Below are 17,849 nucleotides of genomic sequence, written 5' to 3'. Positions count from 1 at the left end.
CAGAAGGATGTATCATAAAACCGCTTCATACCGCATATTTTCCGGTCGCCAATACCCTGGTGCTGCTGAGCCTGTCGCTGATGTGCATCATTCCGCTGCTGCATGTGCTGGCGGTGTCGTTCAGCGCCAAGTCGGCGGCGGACGCCAATCTGGTCGGCCTCTGGCCGGTGCAGTTCTCGACGGAGGCCTACAAAAAAACGATCGACAACCCCGTGTTCCTGCACTCCATTTGGGTTTCGGTAAAGCGTACGGTGCTGGGCACCGCGCTCACGCTGCTGCTGGCCTTTCTGGCGGCCTATCCGCTGTCGAAGGAAGCTTCGGTCTTCCGGGCGAGAAACGTGTACTCCTGGGTGTTCGTGTTCACGATGATCTTCAGCGGCGGGCTGGTGCCGTTCTATATCGTCATCCAGAAGCTGCATCTCATCAACTCCTTCTGGGTGCTCGTTCTGCCAGGAGCGGTCAACGTGTATCTCACGATATTGCTGCTGAACTTTTTCCGGGGAATCCCGAAAGAGCTGGAGGAAGCGGCGTTCATTGACGGAGCCGGGCATTTCCGCACCCTCTTCTCGATTTTTCTGCCGGTATCGCTTCCGTCGATTGCTACGCTGGCCCTGTTCAGCATGGTGTTCCACTGGAACTCGTGGTTCGACGGGCTGCTGTACCTGAACAATGCCAAGCAGTTTCCGCTGGCGACCTTCCTGCAGACGGTCATTGTGCAGAAGGATATGAGCACCATGAGCATTGATCCGAAAGAGGTGGCGCTGCTCTCGCAGAAAACGGTCAACGCCGCCCAGATCTTCATCGGCGCGGTGCCGGTGCTGCTGGTTTATCCGTTTTTGCAAAAATATTTCGTCAAGGGCCTTGTGATGGGCTCGGTTAAGGAATAGGAGGCAGAGCATGGAAATCGAAAAGATGTGGATCAAGGGCATGGACGTGTCCTTCCTGGATGAGATCGAACAGGGGGGAGGCACGTTTCATGAGGGTCCGGACAAGGTGGACGTTCTCGAGCTTTTACAGCGCAGCGGCACCTCCTCCATCCGGCTGCGGGTCTGGAACGACCCGCCGGGAGGCTACTGTAATCTGGAGCGGACTTTGATGATGGCCAAAAGGGTCAAGGAGCTCGGCATGCATCTGCTGCTGGATTTTCATTACTCGGACAAGTGGGCCGACCCGGCGAACCAGTGGAAGCCGGCCGCTTGGGAAGGACTGCAAGGGGCGGCGCTGGAACAGGCCGTTTACGAATATACGTACGAAGTGATGGCGGTGCTGCGCGCCGGCGGTGCCCTGCCGGATATGGTTCAGATCGGAAATGAAATTACGAACGGCATGCTCTGGCCGGATGCGAAGGTGGATCCGAAAGCGGAGGCCGGTGCGGATGAGGAGCCATGGGCCCGCTTGTGCGGGCTTCTCAAATCCGGTGCAAGCGCTGTGCGGTCGGTGGACCGATCAGTCCGGGTGATGCTCCATATCGACCGCGGCGGGGATCCGGATGGCAGCCGGACCTTCTTTGAACGGATGGAAGCGGAAGGGGTTCCATTTGACGTGATCGGATTGTCGTATTATCCGTGGTGGCACGGCCCCCTGGAGCAGCTCGAACGGAATTTGCAGGATTTGTCTCTGCGGTTTGGGCGGGACATCGTCGTCGTGGAAACGGCTTACCCATGGACTTTTCGGACTAGGGAAGGATTTCCCCTCATCTTGGAGAATGATGAAGCATTGCCGTCCGCGTTCCCCGTTTCGCCGGAAGGCCAGCAGGCTTATTTGAAAGCGCTAACCGACATCATCCGCCGCATGCCGGACGGCCGGGGCTTGGGCTTCTATTATTGGGAGCCGTGCTGGATCCCGTCGCAGCAGGTGTGGTCTGTCGGCCATGCTAACAATTGGAGCAATCTGACGCTGTTTGATCATGACGGTTATCCGCTCCCGGCGCTTTATATTTCATAGCAGAAAAGAGGCTTGTATTCATATGAAAACATCCTATCCACCGATCAGCCCGCAAATTTCAGGATTCATGCATGGGGCTGACTATAACCCGGACCAATGGCAGCATGATCCGGAAGTGCTTGAAGAGGACATCCGGCTGATGAAGCTGGCCAAATGCAACGTGATGGCCATCGGCATTTTTGCCTGGGCTGCGCTGGAGCCGGAGGAAGGCGTATTTACGTTCGACTGGCTTGACCAGGTGCTGGACCGGTTTGCCGCAAACGGAATTTATGCATGGCTGGCAACCCCCAGCGGCGCAAGGCCTGCATGGATGTCGCAGAAGTATCCCGAAGTGCTGCGCGTAGGGGAGAACCGGGTGCGCAATCTGCATGGCGGGCGCCATAACCACTGCTATTCTTCGCCCGTATACCGGGAGAAGACCCGGATCATCAATACGAAGCTGGCGGAGCGATATGCGAACCATCCGGCCGTGATCGGCTGGCATATTTCCAATGAATACGGCGGAGAGTGCCACTGCAATTACTGCCAGGAATTTTTCCGCGAGTGGCTGAAGGCGCGTTACGGATCGCTGGAGGCTTTGAATCAGGCTTGGTGGACGTCATTCTGGAGCCATACTTATACTGACTGGTCCCAGATCGAATCTCCCGCCCGGCACGGAGAAAAGATGGTCCATGGCCACAATCTGGACTGGAGAAGGTTCGTCACGGACCAAACCGTGGACTTCTGCAAACAGGAAATCGCTCCGCTCAAAGCGATCCGGCCGGACCTTCCTGCGACCACGAATATGATGGACTGGTTCGAAGGGCTGGATTACCGCAAATTCGCGGATATCCTGGACGTCATCTCCTGGGACGCCTATCCGACGTGGCATGACAAGCAGGACCCGGGCAAGCTCGCATCCTGGTTCTCCTTTAACCACGACCTGTTTCGTTCGCTTAAAGGCGGGCAGCCGTTTATGCTGATGGAGAGCACGCCGAGCCTGACGAACTGGCAGCCGGTCAGCAAGCTGAAGCGCCCGGGCATGCATCTGCTCTCCTCGCTGCAGGCCGTAGCTCATGGCTCGGACACTGTGCAGTATTTTCAGTGGCGCAAGAGCCGCGGCTCCAGCGAGAAGTTTCACGGCGCCGTCGTCGACCATGCCGGGCACGAGCACACGCGGGTGTTCCAGGATGTAGCCCGGCTGGGCGGCCTGCTGGAGCAAATCGCCTCGGTGACCGGTTCCGGCGTGCCGGCGGAGACGGCCATTATCGCGGATTGGGACAACCGCTGGGCCGTGAAAGATTCCCAGGGGCCGCTGAACCGGGGAATTGACTACGAAGGCACGGTGATGCAGCATTACCGCGCATTTTGGAATATGGGCGTGCCCGTGGACGTCATCGGTTCGGGCGACGACTTCTGCCGGTATAAGCTGATTGTCGCCCCGATGATGTATTTGTGCACGGCGGAAGCCGGTGACGCGCTGGAGGCGTTTGTGGCCAGCGGAGGCACCTTAGTGGCGACCTACTGGTCCGGCATCGTCAATGAGAGCGACCTGTGCCATCTGGGCGGATTCCCCGGACCGCTTCGCAAGACGCTCGGCATCTGGTCCGAAGAGATCGACGGCCTGCATGAGGGCGAGCTCAACCGGATGATCCCCGTCCAGGACAACGGTCTGGGCCTCGAAGGCGATTATGAGCTGTACGACCTGTGCGACCTGATTCATCCCGAAGGCGCTCAGGTGCTGGCGGAGTACGGCGACGATTTTTACGCGGGGCGTCCGGTGCTGACGGTACATTCGTTTGGACAAGGCAAGGCCTATTACCTCGCCTCACGCGCGAAGGAGCCGTTCTACGGCGATTTCTATGCCCGCCTTATTCGGGAAGCGGGTGTCAGCCCGGTGCTGGATACCGAGCTTCCGCAAGGGGTTACGGTCCAGCTTCGGTCGGACGGCAGCACGGACTACGTGTTTGTCCTAAACTTCACGGGTGAGGACAAGCAAGTGGATCTGGATGAGAGGGAATACCGCGATCTGCTTGGCAGCGAGCCCGTCGCCGGAAGTATCAAACTGGAGGGATACGGTACGCGGCTGCTGGCGCGGAGCACCATATAAATCGTAGACGGTAACAGGAATGCGGAGCCCGGCGAGGGGCTCCGCATTTTTCGTATCCGCTCCGGGTTTGCCTGCGGTGCCGGGGATCGTTCCATGAAGAACAGCTAGTGAAAGATATGCCTGCTCACAAGCGGCTCGTTTTTGGGACGTGCACCTGTTACAATAGGATTTGTATGTCATGGAAGGGAAGGTGCGGGGCATTGATTTACGGAATCGGGCACGATGTGCTGGAAATCAAGCGGGTTGGGCTGCTACTTGGCAGCCGTCAGGGCTTCCGTTTTATGGAGCGGGTGCTGACCGCCCGTGAAAGGGAGGAAGCCAAGAAACGGGGCGGAAACCTGACCGAGTTTGTCGCCGGGCGCTTCGCCGCAAAGGAGGCTATCTCCAAAGCCTTTGGCTGCGGCATCGGCGGGGTAATCGGCTTTGTGGACATGGAAGTGCTTCCCGATGAGAGCGGCAAACCCGTCGTGGTGCTGAACGAGCAGGCTTGGGAGCGCCTCGAGCTGCCGGGTGAGCCGGAATATGTAATCCATCTATCGATCTCCCACCAGACCGAGCTGGCTTCCGCCTTCGCTGTTGTAGAGAAGCGGGAATAGGCCGGCTCATGATCAAGCCAGCCAGAAAGGTATGAAGGACCTCATGAGCAGTTCGATAAGTTCAATGGAGCAGAAACGGCATTTCAGCATCAACCTGCTGGAATGGTACGACAAGCATAAACGGGATTTGCCGTGGCGGCGCCACCGCAATCCCTACTATATTTGGGTGTCGGAAATCATGCTGCAGCAAACGCGGGTGGACACGGTCATTCCGTTCTTCAACCGGTTCATCGAGCGGTTTCCGACCGTGGAAGACCTGGCCGACGCCCCTGAGCAGGATGTCCTCAAATGCTGGGAAGGCCTCGGATATTACTCCCGGGCGCGCAATTTACAGGCTGCAGCCAAGCAGGTGAAGGAGCTGCACGGCGGTATGGTGCCGGACGACAAGGCGTCCGTGTTCGCCTTGAAGGGGGTCGGCCCGTATACGGCCGGCGCGATTCTGAGCATTGCCTTCAACAAGCCGGAACCGGCCGTTGACGGCAATGTGATGCGGGTGCTGTCGCGATACTTCCTGATTGAGGAAGATATCATGAAAGGAAGCACCCGCGCCTTTATGGAAAGCCTGGTCGTGGAGCTGATCCCGGACGGCCGGGCCTCGGACTTCAACCAGGCGCTCATGGAGCTGGGCGCCTTGGTGTGCACGCCCAAGTCGCCGCACTGCCTCACCTGCCCTGTGATGGAGCACTGCTCCGCCAGGCAGGAAGGCAAGGAGGAGCAGCTGCCGATCAAGACCAAGGCGAAGCCGCCGCGGCCCGAGTATCGGGTGGTGGCCCTCGTGGAGGGCCGCGGTGATCATAGCGGCCGCGTCCTGATCCGCCAGCGTCCGCAGGAAGGGCTGCTCGCCCGCATGTGGGAGCTGCCGCATTTGCAGACGCCGGCGGCTCGCAGCGGGCGTCTGCCGGACGAGCCGGCGATGGATATCCTCGCCGGGGCGCTGCTCGAGGAAGGCATCGCTGCGCGGCCGATCGCGCATTTAACGGACGCGGAGCATACCTTCAGCCATATTCACTGGAACCTGCAGGTCTACCGCTGCCGCGAAGAGGACCTGCCGCAGGCAGCCGAGCTGAAGGCGATGTACGCGGCCGGGGATAGCGGCGAGCCGTTCGTCCAGACGGAGTACCGATGGATCGATGAGCGGGATATGCAGCATTACGCCTTTCCCAATGTGTTTTTAAAAATTTTACAGAACTATTTCAAACATTCATCCTATTAATCGTTTAAAATGTTAACCAAAGCGTGCTGTTCTCGGCAGCCGGGAATCATCTCGCTGAGAGACAAGCAAAAGGGGCTGCCCCTCAAGAAACTGCAATGCAGTTCTTTGGGGGCAGCCCCTTTATTTCCGGGAAGGTACAGCTTACGGCTGTACGATTTCCTGGTAACGTTTGCTGACAACATCCCAGTTCAGAACGTTCCAGAATGCTGCGATGTAGTCAGGGCGTTTGTTTTGGTATTTCAGGTAGTAAGCATGCTCCCAAACGTCCAGACCGAGGACTGGTGTTTGACCTTCCATCAGCGGGTTGTCTGTTAGGCGTGCTTGTACAGCCAGTTTGCCGTTCTGTCCACGACGAGCCATGCCCAGCCGCTGCCGAAACGGGTTGTAGCCGCTTTGGTGAATTCTTCCTTGAATTTGTCCAAGCCGCCAAGCTCGCTGTCGATCGCTTGAGCTAGAAGGCCGTTTGGCTTGTCTCCGCCTTTAGGGGCGATGATTTCCCAGAAGAGGGAGTGGTTAGCGTGTCCGCCGCCGTTGTTGCGAACGGCTGTACGGATGTTCTCAGGTACGCTGTCCAGGTTGGAGATCAGCTCTTCAAGGCTTTTGTTTTGCAGTTCAGGAGCATTTTCCAGAGCCGCGTTCAGGTTCGTTACATAAGTGTTATGGTGACGGTCGTGATGGATTTCCATCGTTTGAGCGTCGATGTGCGGCTCGAGCGCATCATTCGGGTATGGAAGTGGTGGTAATTGAAATGCCATGATAAATACCTCCTGTTAATGTTTTTTTTGGGTAGAATCAACGCATGCGGCTGATTCATATGAATAAAGGAACGCTTTTGTTGTCCAAAAGTGCCCTTTATCGGCATAAGTATGTAGCATGGAATGTGATTCCATTTCTATTAAACCGTATTTTTTCGATTAAATCAACATTTATGTTTACAAAGTCGAATTAATCCTGAGGCGGGCTTGCCAGCTGTATGGGAACGGACTTGACAGCAGCCTTTTCCAGTGAGAACCTCAAATGATCCAGGCGGGAAGTGCCATTCTTTCATCGCGAAAAAAACTTTTTTTGGATTCCGTGAAGGCACGCCGAAAGACGCATTTGTTATCCTTTACCCAAATCCCGAAGGATTATGCCGCAAAACTAGTCCATTATATGGGAAATTTACAGATGATAGAATGAAAACGCTTGCCATAAAGCGCTTTCAAAAGAAAACGCGTGTTTTTTAAAGTAAACTATGGTTTAATGGATGATAAAGAAGGATTTTCACGGTTTTTGTCGTAATACTATACCTTGGATTAGAGAAATGACATCAAGTAAACCACAGGCTGCGTACGCTCCTTCGGCTTCGCCGTGGGAGCAGCTCAAACAGGACATTAAAGAGGCGGCGGCCGGGTTCGGCATTGACGATATCGGTTTTGCTTCGGCTGACCCGTTTGTCTCTCTGAAATCGATTCTCGAGAACCACCGCAAGCTTGGTTACGAATCCGGCTTTGAAGAGCCGGATCTGGACAAACGCGTCACCCCGGCACTCCCCGATGCACAGCCCGCCTCCCTCATTGCTATCGCCGTAGCCTATCCATCCAAAATGGAACACAAGCCCAAACAGGTGCCTGGACAATACCGGGGGATCCTCGCCCGTTCCGCGTGGGGGCGGGATTACCATCAGGTGTTGCGGGACGCTATGGGCAAGCTTGAGGCGTTTATCCGGGAGAGGGTGCCGGATGCGGTGATGGAGAGCATGGTGGATACCGGGGCATTGGTGGACCGGGCGGTTTCGGAGCGGGCCGGCATCGGCTTCAGCGCGAAGAACTGCTGCATCATTTCGCCCAAATGGGGTTCATGGATCTATCTCGGGGAAATGGTGACCAACATTCCGTTTCCGCCGGATACGCCCGTCACGGAGGACTGCGGCGACTGCACGATGTGCATCGACGCATGCCCGACGGGAGCGCTGGTCGGCCCCGGCCAGCTCAATGCGCAGCGGTGCATCTCCTTTTTGACCCAGACCAAAGGCTTTCTGGAGGACGAGGTGATGCGCAAGATCGGCAACCGGCTGTATGGATGCGATACCTGCCAGGTCATCTGTCCAAAGAACAAGGGGAAGAACTGGACGCATCATGAGTATCTGCTGCCGGATCCCGAGAAGGATAAGCCGCTGCTGCTGCCTATTCTGGATTTGAGCAATAAGGAGTTCAAGGAGAAGTTTGGGGAAAGCGCAGCCGCCTGGCGCGGCCGCAAGCCGATTCAGCGCAACGCCGTGATTGCGCTCGGCAACTTCAAGGATACATCGGCGGTGCCCCGCCTCGGCCGGGTGCTGCTGGAAGACCCAAGACCGGAACTGCGGGGTGCCGCGGCGTGGTCTTTGGGCCGGATAGGAGGGGAAGAAGCTTTGAATTGGCTGAATAAAGGTCTGGCTTCAGAACAAGACGAGAAGGTGATAGACATGATGAGCGAAGCGCAGGAAAAGCTTCAGCCCGCTGGAAGCGGACAACCCGCAGATGCCGAAATGGCTGCGGATGATTTTTCTCCCGGTCTGGGAGGCGAGAAGGAAACGGTCTATTATTCGGAGATGATTTCTCCGATCGGCCCGCTGACGCTGTGCGCAACGGAGAAAGGGCTGTGCCTGATCGAGTTCGGACCGTTTAACGTCAAGGAGGCGGTTCTCCAGAAATGGTCCCGCACCTGGTGCGGCGGCGGTGATTTCGTTCAGGATGATGAGCGTTTGGCTGAGGCGAAGCGCCAGTTGGGTGAGTACTTTGCCGGGGAACGCAAGACGTTCGACGTGCAGCTGGATATGCGGGGAACGCCGTTCCAGCTTCAGGTTTGGAGCTCGCTTGCCGATATTCCTTATGGAGAGATCCGATCCTATGCAGATATCGCAAATGCGATTGGCAGACCGAAGGCCGTCCGTGCCGTCGGCGGAGCCAACAACAAAAATCCCGTACCGCTGATCGTCCCGTGTCACCGGGTGATCGGCGCCGACGGCAGTCTCGTAGGATATGGCGGAGGGATGGAGATCAAGCGCCATCTCTTGACCTTGGAGAACTCCCTGCCCGAAAGAAAGGGATGGGCCGATTAAGTAACCAATCGGGGGAACGTTCATGAGGTATGTAGGCATTGAAAGTGTGGAGCCCGGTCAATTTTTGGGGAAAACCATCTATTCCGGGAATGGGACGGTACTGCTGTCGGCGGGAGTCCAGCTTACCGTGTATATGATCAGTACGCTGAACCGAATCGGGGTCACGATGCTCTACATTCAGGATCCGCTGTACGCGGACGTGGATACGGAGGACATTCTCAGCGAAGCAACCAAACAGGGCCTGATTCAGGAGATGAGTGACGCTTTTGAAGCGGTGCGGTCCGGGAAGGAATGGAACACCCAGCTGATCGGCGCGAGTGTGGACCATCTCCTCGAGGACGTGATGGATAACAAGGAGCTGCTCGTGCAGCTTACGGATGTCCGGACCGCAGACAACGCCCAGTATGTTCACGCGATGAATGTATGCTTGCTGTCCACGGTAATGGGCGTCAATATGGGCCTGAATTATCAGCAGGTCAAAGAGCTCGCTACGGGCGCCCTGCTGCATGATATCGGTAAGAACGGCATGCGGGAGGGAGACGAGCTGTTCCCGGATTCCAAGAGCCATCACACCTGGCGCGGTTTCGAGAAGCTCAAGAACAAAAGGGAGTTCGGCCTCCTGATCGCCCACGTCGCCCTTCAGCATCATGAGCGGGTAGACGGCTTGGGCATTCCCCGGGGACTGACCGGAGACGAGATTCATTTATATGCCAAAATCGTCGCCGCTGCGGACGCTTACGACCGGATGATTCATCCGCTGAAGCCTTCGGGCCGGAGGCTGATGCCGCATGAGGCCTGCGAGCAAATGATGGCCATGTCGGAAAAGCAGCTCGACCACGGCGTGCTGGTCCAGTTTACGAGGATGGTGTCGATCTATCCCAACGGGACGGCCGTCAGGCTGTCGAACAAGGAGACGGGGCTTGTCGTCCGTCAGCACCGGGGCCTACCGGGACGTCCGGTCGTCCGGATCGTGCGCGGCGAAGCGGGTCATTTGGATATTAAAGAGCTGGATTTGGCGCAGGAAACGACCGTATTTATCGAGGCTGTACTGGCCTAGAATTCATTTGCGAGCCGCATTTGGACATGCTATGATAGGTTCGTGCTGCTCAGGCACGCGCAAGGAATCGATTTATACTTATAGGGGTGGCGGAATATGCAATATGTAATTCCAATTATTACGCTGATCGTCGGCTTGGTCGGCGGGTTTTTTATCGGCGTGTATTATCTGCGCAAGCAAATGGAAAAAATGCAAAATGACCCGCAAATGCTTCAAAAGATGGCCAAGCAAATGGGTTACAACCTGAACGGGCGTCAGATGCAGAAAGCGCAGCAGATGATGAAAAATCAGCAGTTTTCCGGCAAGAAGGGCCCGGCACAAGGTCAAGGCCGCAAGAAGAAATAATCCCCTCGGCATAGAACGTCTACAGAGAAGCAGGGGGTAGCGATAGGAGGAAGTGCTGTGGCTGGCGTTAAAGATTACGTGAACGCGCGGGTTGGTGAAAACCGCGAGAAGATCGAGTACCATATCGAGCAAATTTTGAAGCTGATCGGTGAAAATCCCGAGCGGGAAGGGCTTCTTGAGACACCCGCCCGCGTTACCCGGATGTATGAGGAAATTTTTGCCGGATATGAGGTAGACCCGCGTGATGTGCTGGGCGTGACCTTTGACGAAAATCATGAGGAACTGGTGATCGTCAAGGATATCGTGTATTACAGCCAATGCGAGCATCATATGGCGCCGTTTTTCGGCAAGGTCCATATCGGCTACATTCCGAGCGGAAAAATTGCCGGACTCAGCAAGTTGGCCCGGTTGGTCGAGGCGGTCACCCGCCGTCTGCAGGTACAGGAGCGGATTACGTCCCAAATCGCCGACATTATGGTCGATGTGCTGCAGCCGCATGGTGTGATGGTCGTCGTGGAAGGCGAGCATCTGTGCATGTGTTCGCGGGGCGTGAAGAAGCCGGGCAGCAAGACGGTGACTTCCGGCGTACGCGGCATTTTCCGTGAAGACCCGGCGTCGAGAGCGGAGTTTCTGTCTTTGATCAAAGAATAATGACGGCAATATAGAAAGAGGGCACGCCCGGAAGGGGGCGTGCCCTCTTTTGTTTGTACCAGCTATTTTTTGAAGATTATAGAATTTATAAATTTCAGCGAAGCTGAACCATTCTATAATCGCAAGAAAAACTTCAGCTAATCCGGAAGATCAGCTCGTGGTGGCTGCCTTTCACAATCCAGACGTCCGAATACGGATTAGTCTGGTTGGAGGCAAGCTTCTCCGCGATTGGATAAGGCGCCTTCTCGTCCTCGTCCCGTGGATAAAGAAGATCGGGAACGGATAATCCTCTTTTTTGACCTGCTGGTATGGAATCTGGTTCAGGCTCGTGCCGTTCAGTACCGGGAACAGCAGCTGCAGAATTTCCAGCGACGGATGCCGCGGCAGGTCGATCTGATTTTTGATGTTATGGTACAGTGTATCCGGCTCGAGCAGGAAGGTGCTGTCGAGAATCATGGCGTCGACATCCTTCGTCTGCAGTCCGGCCTGAAGGGCGGTGCCGGCGCCCATCGAGAAGCCCCATACCACGATCTGCTTGGCCCCGCGCTGCTTGGCCAGATCGATGGCCCCCAGCAGCTGCTGGGCTTCCACCTTGCCGCCCGTCGCGACGGCTTTGCTGTTCTGGGAAGCGAAACCGTAATCGAACAAAATGACGTTAAAATTTAAGCGGTGGGCGAAATGCGCCAAATCGTACATCGGGATCCAGGTTTCCTCCCGGTTGGCGCCGTACCCGTGACTGAACACGATCGTCTTGGTTGATCCTGCGGCTGGAATGTACCAGCCCTGCATCATCCGGCTGCCGTCATGGGCCGGGAAAGTGACGTCCTCGTATTTCATGGACTTGGCCTGCATCGGATTGGAGTACAAGGGGGCGACTGTCGGATTGGACAACACCCAGGCGATGTAGGCATGCAGCGCAATGAAACAGAAGAGCAGGAAAAATACAACGGACAAGAGCAGTGCCACCAAAATATGCTTAAAGCGAATCATTCGCGTAGATAACGGTAATGGTGTATCGGGCAGGGGGCGGGGAAGATGTACGTCGTTACGGGATGTCATGTTCATGCGTGCCCCTCCTTATAAATACTTTACTATATTAAGTTTAACTTCCGGGCTTCGTTTACGAAACATATAAAATTTTACTCTATATCCTATGCAAGCCTGAGGTCAAAGTCAATCCGGGGCGGACAATTGTTAGACAATTGTAATAGTGAACCGCCCCATAGTTCACCTGCCGGCTACCCTTGTCCTCCTGATGCGGACATGAGCATAGAGTGCCCGGCGACATGAGCTTGCACATGCAGAGGGGCACCCGGTGGTGCGCGAGTGCAGCGAAGCCGGACATTGGCACTAGCTACGTATTGGCGTCTTCTTGCGAAAGGGTCAAAGAAGAAAATATAGACTTTATCCGGCGAATTTCTTATAATTTATGTAACCATGTTTCATGTGGTGAAACATTTGAGGGGCGGGATCGGAATGGAAGACCGCAAATTAACGGTTCGTGCCGTTGAACGGGCACTGGATATATTGATGTGTTTTACGCAGAACAGCGAGCTGGGACTGACCGAAATCGCCGGAATGATCGGACTGCACAAGAGCACCGTCCATCGGCTGATGACGACTCTTGAAGAGAAGGCTTTCGTCGTCCGCGATGCGGCGACGGAAAAATACCGGCTTGGTATTAAAGTATGGGAGCTGTCGACGCATTTATCGCAAAGCGACGATCCGGCGGTGCTGCTGCTGCCGGCGATGGAGCGGTTGCGCGACCGGCTGGGTGAGACGGTCAGTCTGTACCTGCGGGACGGGAAGGACCGTCTTCGGATCCAGGCGGTGCAGAGCAATCAGGCCATCCGGAGGGTGGCGCAGGTCGGGGCGCGCCTGCCGCTTACGGTGGGAGCGTCGAGCAAGGTGCTGGTGGCGTTTGCCGCGCCTGCCGATCAGGAGGAGCTCCTGAGCGATCCGGATTGGGCGGAGCTGGTGAAGGGCGGCAGCTATGTGCGGCAGCTGCAGGACATCCGCGAGCGGGGCTATGCGACGAGCATCGAGGAGCGCGAGCCCGGCGCCGCCGCGGTGGCGGTGCCGATCGTGAACCGGAACGGCCACGTCGCCGCTGCCCTGTCCGTATCCGGCCCGGTGAGCCGGCTGTCCAGCGAAACGCTGAATGAGTTTGCTCCCGTGCTGATCGAAGCGGCGCGGGAAATGGGGCTGATGATTCCGTAAACGGACGTAAACCCACTGAGGTTGTGAACGGATGAAGAGAATAAGAAAACAAACTGTCTGCGTCATCGTTATAGAGAAAGCCCGCCATACCGGAGAAATCCGGTATGGCGGGCTTTTTTTAGATTATAGAATTTATGAATTAGAAATCAATGGCATCAGTGAAGTCAGTGAAATCAGTGCTCGATATGCTCTTCAAACCAGCGTACGATATGGGTCAGCCGGCGGGTGCGCAGATGCGGATTGCCGCTGCGGGACAGGTTGTGGTCGGCTCCCGGAAAACGGATGAACTGCGCTTCCTTGCCAAGGCGCTTGAGCGCCACGAACAGCTGCTCCCCCTGCTCGATCGGGCAGCGGAGATCCTGCTCCCCATGCAGGATCAGGAGCGGCGTGTTCACCTGCTTCACGTAAGCGATCGGGGAATGCTTCCACAGCTTCTCCAGATCGTCCCACGGATTGCCCCAAATCTGGTCCTCGGTAAAATAGTACCCGATATCGCTGACGCCGTAGAACGACACCCAGTTGCAGATCGAACGCTGGGTGACGGCGGCTTGGAACCGGTCGGTATGCCCGACGATCCAGTTCGTCATGAAGCCGCCGTAGCTGCCGCCGGTGACGCCAAGCCGGGAGGCGTCGATGTAGTCATAGGCGGACAGGACATAGTCCACCGCATCCATCAGGTCCTGGTAGTCGCGTCCGCCGTAATCGCCGCGGACCGTATTGACATGGGCCTGGCCATACCCGTGGCCGCCGCGCGGGTTCGTGTAGAACACGGCAAATCCGGCCGCGGCGAGCAGCTGGAACTCGTGCATGAACGTGCAGCCGTACATCGCCTGCGGTCCGCCGTGGATTTCCAGAACGGCCGGCACCTTGGAGCCTTCCTTGAAGCCGACCGGCTTCATGATCCATCCCTGGATCGGCCAGCCGTCCGAGGCTTCGAAGCGGAAGGCTTCCGGCTCGCTCAGCACAAGCTCGCTGAAGAGCTCCTTGTTGCAGTCGGTCAGCCGGGTCTCATCACCGTTTGCCATGTCAAAGGCAAACAGATCTCCCGGATGAAGCGTATCTGCGGAAGCGAGAATCAGCCTGCCTTCCGGTGCCAGGGGCGAAACTGGGTAAAATTTCCCCGGGTCGCCGCCGGCGAATGATCTCGTAAATCGGAGCCGTCCAGCGCAAAAGCGGGCGACCTTGACGCCGCCGTCCTCGCTCAGCTGCAGGAAGACATACTTGCCGTCTTCACTAAAAGCGGGCGGACTGCCGGNTCCCGNGCGCATATCGCCAAAGCAAGGCGTGTCCGAGCTGTACGTCCCGGTCCTCAATAGCAGGCNCGTGCCTCGCCGCCTTCAGCGGGAATCAGATAGATGCGCGTCAGCGTGGCAAAGCCGCAGTTCAGGTCGTCGGCCAGCATCAGGATATGGCTGCCGTCCGGCGTGTAGGCGATGGACCCGATGCTCAGGCGCCCATCCGTCAATTGGCGGACGTTTCCGCCGTCCCGCTCCGCCACGAATAAATCGTTGGTCAGGCGGAGGTCCGGATCCGGGAAGGAAGCGGAGGCATGTGTGGCGGTATAGATGATGCGGCTGCCGTCCGGCGACCAATTGAACGAAGACACATCGAAGTCGCCCAAAGTGACCGGCGTACATACCGAAGTGGCAAGATCGTGAACGAACAGATGCGTTCTGCGGTCATTCCACAGCCCGGCGCCGTCGGCCTTGTATTTTATACGATGAATCACTTTTTCGTCTGGCTGTTTGTCCTTGCCGGCCTTCTCCGCTTGGGCTCCGGAGTCCGCACCGACGGCTTCATCGGCCGAAGGAGCCTCGGCGCGGAGCAGAAGGGCGCTGCCGTCGGGCGCCCATTTGAAGGCGCTGACGCCGTGCTTCAGCTCCGTTACGGCCTGGGCTTCGCCTCCGTGCGCGGGCATGACCCAGACTTGGCGGGCATCGCCCTTCTTGCGCAGAAAGGCCAGCCTGAAGCCGTCGGGAGACCACGCTGGCGAGGCGTCCTGCTCGCCGGCGGTAAAGGCGGTATCCTCCCGGCCGTCCGGCGAGATCAGGCGAATATGGGAGGTGTAGCCCCCATGCTGGTCGTTAACGGTTTTCGATATGTACGCGACAGCGCCGGTCTTGGGGGATACGGCAGGGTCGCTGACCCAATGCATCCGGTACAAGTCATCGGCGGTAATGGGACGTTTTTCACTCATGGACAGGGCCTCCTAAGCATGAAATTGGAATAGGTATGAAGCAATCAGATTCTAAACCACATTATCCCAGAGTTCCGGCGGGAAATCCATCCGCGGATCCGCGCAGGAGGGGAGAGCGTGACCACAAATCCACACATCCCAAACATCCCAAACATCGATGGGTTTACCAATCTCAATAGGAAGACACAAAAAACAAGCCCCTTGATCCGGTTCAAGGGGCTTGCCGTGTATCTTAAGTGGCGTTATTAGCTGGCGGGCGTCTAAGCCATCTAGTGTCGGGGTTCCCGCTGCCGGCCGACGCCTTATGTCCGGTCTATTTCTGTTTGTCGATCCAGTTTGCGATCGTATCGATGATTGCCGGTGTCACGTTGGAGGGCTGTGCATATTCCGAACCGGTAGAGAGGCCGTCATATTCGGCAAGCAGATGGTTTACTTTCGGGAATGACTTATACTCCACATCGGCGCGGCCTTTTAATGCTTCCTTCCACTGCTCAAATTCATGCATCGGTACCTGCCAGTCGTTTTCGCCCTGCAGGACGAGCATCGGGCCGCTCTGCGTTTCGGCTAATTCGGCTGGCTTGTAGTCCTTCTTATCGTACCACCAGTAAGCGGGTGGAATCGGAAAGCTCTCCGGCAGGTGGGAGACCGAGTACTGCGGGTCGTCCAGCAGCTTGGCGGCCTGGGTCCACACGACTGCCTGCTGCTCGTAAGGCGCAGAATCCTGACCCAGCTGCTTCACGCGGGAAACCAATTCCGCCTGCTGCTCCACGGCAACGTCGATGAAGGAAGAGCTCGGGCCTGAGAGCAGGATGGTGCCGGCGATGTTCCGGCCGGCATTGGCATCGGCATCCACGATGAGCGGCATCGCATAACCGCCTTGACTGTGTCCCGCCACGTAAATCCGGGCGGGATCGACGCCCGGGGTTTGGGTCAGCAGCTTCACCGCCGACAGCGCATCGTCAACCGTCTCTTCTTTGACGGTTAATTTCGGGTTGGCGGCGATTTTAAAGGTATGCTCAAACGTGACCTTGTCGTAGCGCAGGACGGCGATGCCTTTGGTGGCTAATCCCGCCGCCAGGTCGCGGAACGGCTTGGCTCCGCCGATGGAGGTGTCCCGGTCGTTCGGACCGGAGCCGTGAACGAGCACTACGGCAGGGAAGGGGCCTTGGCCCACAGGCAGGGTCAGCGTTCCGGGAAGAGCCCATTCCCCTTCGCCGATTTGGACCTCCCGCTCGGTATAGGCCTCCGGATGATCATAGGCCGGTGGCCGGTATCCTCCCGCCGAGACCGGGCCGATGTTCAGATCGTCCACCAGGCGGTCTGCATTCAGGCGAAGGGTGATCTGAAGCGGTACGGCCGCCGTCTGCAGCGTGTATGCCACATTGTGGTGGACGGCGTTGTCGCTTTCCTGCTTGCCGCCTACTGACGAAACTTGGCCGTAGACGCTCTCGTAGTTCTTCCACAGGCCGCTCAGCGTTTGAGCGGGCAGGGCCTGCTGCAGGGCGGGACTCATGACCTTGGCCGCCCCAGCTCCGTTCCCGGCCCGCAAGGCCTGAAGGAACAAATCGGCGTTGTCGGTGGCTTCAGAAGGGCCTTCGGCGCTCTCTGTGCCGCCCAATGCTGCCGACAGGAAGGCGGCCGGAGCCATCGACTGTTGGCCGGTAATCCGGACCGTTCCTCCGGCCGGCACGGTTTTGCCATTCAGTACGGCGGTGGAGCGCCCGATCGTCAGTACCAGCTTCGTACCTTCTTTTGTGACGGTCACCGAGCGCTGATTCGGGTCCCAGCTGACTTGGGCGCCCAATCGAACTGCAGTTTCGCGAATGGAGACGTAGGATGCGGCGTCCAGAGTTTCGGCAGCAGCCGCTGCAGGGACAGACAGACTGATGGCGGTTAGGGAAGCAGCAGCCACCGCGCTCAGGGTTCGTTTCTTTTTCATAAACATTCCTCCTAAAGGGGATATCCCCGAATGATAATATGACATATCGCGTTCCGGCGGGTTAACTTGCAATTCGGGCAGCGATAATGATCACAGCTAAGATACCGACCAGGAAAATCCAGGCGCCGGGTCTGCCGAAGTTGACCGTCCAACCGATGCCCATACGTTTTTCCACGAACAGGGCGGGGTCCTGCGGATTGAAATAAATATTGCCGAGCTTCCAGAATTTATCATCATTAACGACATGCGTTGCCCCGGAACCGGAAGATGGACCACCGATCCGCCGTCCGCCCTGGCCGGTGGAAAAGGCCAGCACGATGGCCAGCACGACGATCAGCATGGGCATCATCAGGCTGACAAGCATCATAACCTCCCGGCTCAGCGGATAGATCATGTTGTACTGAACGAACGAGAACAGCAGCACCATCATGAGGCCGGCCGCGACGTTGAACATGGACCATCTGCGGCGGAAGGCGGCGTTACGGCGTACCGACTGCTGCGGATTGGCCGGGTCAAGCT

At 57.2% G+C, this 17,849-nt stretch carries 11 protein-coding genes and 4 pseudogenes; 10 read left to right on the top strand and 5 right to left on the bottom strand.

Annotated features, from left to right (window positions below; genetic code table 11):
- Positions 1–7 precede the first annotated feature (7 nt).
- From CPT76_RS20980 to mutY, 5 genes and pseudogenes are all read left to right on the top strand, one after another.
- Positions 8–887: pseudogene (locus CPT76_RS20980) on the top strand (carbohydrate ABC transporter permease).
- Between the two features lie 10 nt (positions 888–897).
- On the top strand, positions 898–1,944 hold the full coding sequence (locus CPT76_RS20975) for a glycoside hydrolase family 53 protein (RefSeq protein ID WP_105444343.1): 1,047 nt from the start codon (positions 898–900) through the stop codon (positions 1,942–1,944).
- 22 nt (positions 1,945–1,966) lie between these two features.
- Positions 1,967–4,033 carry a beta-galactosidase gene (locus CPT76_RS20970; protein ID WP_105444342.1) on the top strand — a complete coding sequence of 689 codons (2,067 nt, stop codon included), beginning with the start codon at positions 1,967–1,969 and terminating at the stop codon, positions 4,031–4,033.
- A gap of 200 nt (positions 4,034–4,233) precedes the next feature.
- Entirely contained in the window at positions 4,234–4,629 is a 396-nt protein-coding gene (acpS, locus tag CPT76_RS20965) for a holo-ACP synthase (protein WP_076175844.1), read from the top strand.
- A 43-nt stretch (positions 4,630–4,672) separates the two neighbouring features.
- The gene (gene mutY / locus CPT76_RS20960; RefSeq protein ID WP_181152979.1) at positions 4,673–5,842 is read left to right on the top strand and encodes an A/G-specific adenine glycosylase; all 1,170 of its coding nucleotides are present in this window, start codon (positions 4,673–4,675) and stop codon (positions 5,840–5,842) included.
- Between the two features lie 141 nt (positions 5,843–5,983).
- On the opposite strand, the pseudogene CPT76_RS20955 reads toward mutY, so the two are convergent.
- Positions 5,984–6,597: pseudogene (locus CPT76_RS20955) on the bottom strand (superoxide dismutase).
- 548 nt (positions 6,598–7,145) lie between these two features.
- Here CPT76_RS20955 and queG point away from each other — a divergent pair.
- The 4 genes from queG to folE all read left to right on the top strand — a co-directional run bounded on the left by queG (position 7,146) and on the right by folE (position 10,974).
- Positions 7,146–8,921: a tRNA epoxyqueuosine(34) reductase QueG gene (gene queG, locus CPT76_RS41600; protein ID WP_105444341.1), complete on the top strand. Its 1,776-nt coding sequence runs from the start codon at positions 7,146–7,148 to the stop codon at positions 8,919–8,921.
- A gap of 22 nt (positions 8,922–8,943) precedes the next feature.
- Positions 8,944–9,978: an HD-GYP domain-containing protein gene (locus tag CPT76_RS20945; protein ID WP_105444340.1), complete on the top strand. Its 1,035-nt coding sequence runs from the start codon at positions 8,944–8,946 to the stop codon at positions 9,976–9,978.
- 96 nt (positions 9,979–10,074) lie between these two features.
- Entirely contained in the window at positions 10,075–10,323 is a 249-nt protein-coding gene (locus CPT76_RS20940) for a YneF family protein (protein ID WP_076175831.1), read from the top strand.
- Between the two features lie 57 nt (positions 10,324–10,380).
- Positions 10,381–10,974, top strand: a complete 594-nt coding sequence (gene folE / locus CPT76_RS20935) for a GTP cyclohydrolase I FolE (RefSeq protein ID WP_105444339.1) — start codon at positions 10,381–10,383, stop codon at positions 10,972–10,974.
- 133 nt (positions 10,975–11,107) lie between these two features.
- Here folE and CPT76_RS20930 read toward each other — a convergent pair.
- Positions 11,108–12,039, bottom strand: a pseudogene (locus CPT76_RS20930) (alpha/beta hydrolase).
- Positions 12,040–12,450: 411 nt separating this feature from the next.
- Between CPT76_RS20930 and CPT76_RS20925 the strand changes: the two are divergent.
- Positions 12,451–13,194 (top strand): IclR family transcriptional regulator, encoded by a 744-nt coding sequence (locus tag CPT76_RS20925; RefSeq protein ID WP_105444338.1) that lies wholly within the window; start codon positions 12,451–12,453, stop codon positions 13,192–13,194.
- A 173-nt stretch (positions 13,195–13,367) separates the two neighbouring features.
- On the opposite strand, the pseudogene CPT76_RS42215 reads toward CPT76_RS20925, so the two are convergent.
- The 3 genes and pseudogenes from CPT76_RS42215 to CPT76_RS20910 all read right to left on the bottom strand — a co-directional run.
- A pseudogene (locus tag CPT76_RS42215) lies at positions 13,368–15,391 on the bottom strand (prolyl oligopeptidase family serine peptidase).
- Positions 15,392–15,704: 313 nt separating this feature from the next.
- Complete coding sequence (locus CPT76_RS20915; protein ID WP_105444337.1) at positions 15,705–17,330, bottom strand: alpha/beta hydrolase family protein; 1,626 nt, start codon at positions 17,328–17,330, stop codon at positions 15,705–15,707.
- Between the two features lie 61 nt (positions 17,331–17,391).
- Positions 17,392–17,849: DUF5808 domain-containing protein (locus CPT76_RS20910; protein WP_258168713.1), on the bottom strand; the 458-nt coding region annotated here is incomplete at its 5' end.

The sequence above is a fragment of the Paenibacillus sp. AR247 genome, assembly GCF_002968895.1.
Lineage (GTDB): Bacteria > Bacillota > Bacilli > Paenibacillales > Paenibacillaceae > Paenibacillus_AQ > Paenibacillus_AQ favisporus.
Note: the sequence above shows the minus strand (reverse complement) of the source record. Positions and strands in the feature narration are given on the sequence as shown.

Coding starts and splice junctions, on each gene's coding strand:
- CPT76_RS20975 (WP_105444343.1), top strand. CDS start 898: ATGGAAATCGAAAAGATGTGGATCAAGGGCATGGACGTGTCCTTCCTG.
- CPT76_RS20970 (WP_105444342.1), top strand. CDS start 1,967: ATGAAAACATCCTATCCACCGATCAGCCCGCAAATTTCAGGATTCATG.
- mutY (WP_181152979.1), top strand. CDS start 4,673: ATGAGCAGTTCGATAAGTTCAATGGAGCAGAAACGGCATTTCAGCATC.
- queG (WP_105444341.1), top strand. CDS start 7,146: ATGACATCAAGTAAACCACAGGCTGCGTACGCTCCTTCGGCTTCGCCG.
- CPT76_RS20945 (WP_105444340.1), top strand. CDS start 8,944: ATGAGGTATGTAGGCATTGAAAGTGTGGAGCCCGGTCAATTTTTGGGG.
- CPT76_RS20940 (WP_076175831.1), top strand. CDS start 10,075: ATGCAATATGTAATTCCAATTATTACGCTGATCGTCGGCTTGGTCGGC.
- CPT76_RS20925 (WP_105444338.1), top strand. CDS start 12,451: ATGGAAGACCGCAAATTAACGGTTCGTGCCGTTGAACGGGCACTGGAT.
- CPT76_RS20915 (WP_105444337.1), bottom strand. CDS start 17,330: ATGAAAAAGAAACGAACCCTGAGCGCGGTGGCTGCTGCTTCCCTAACC.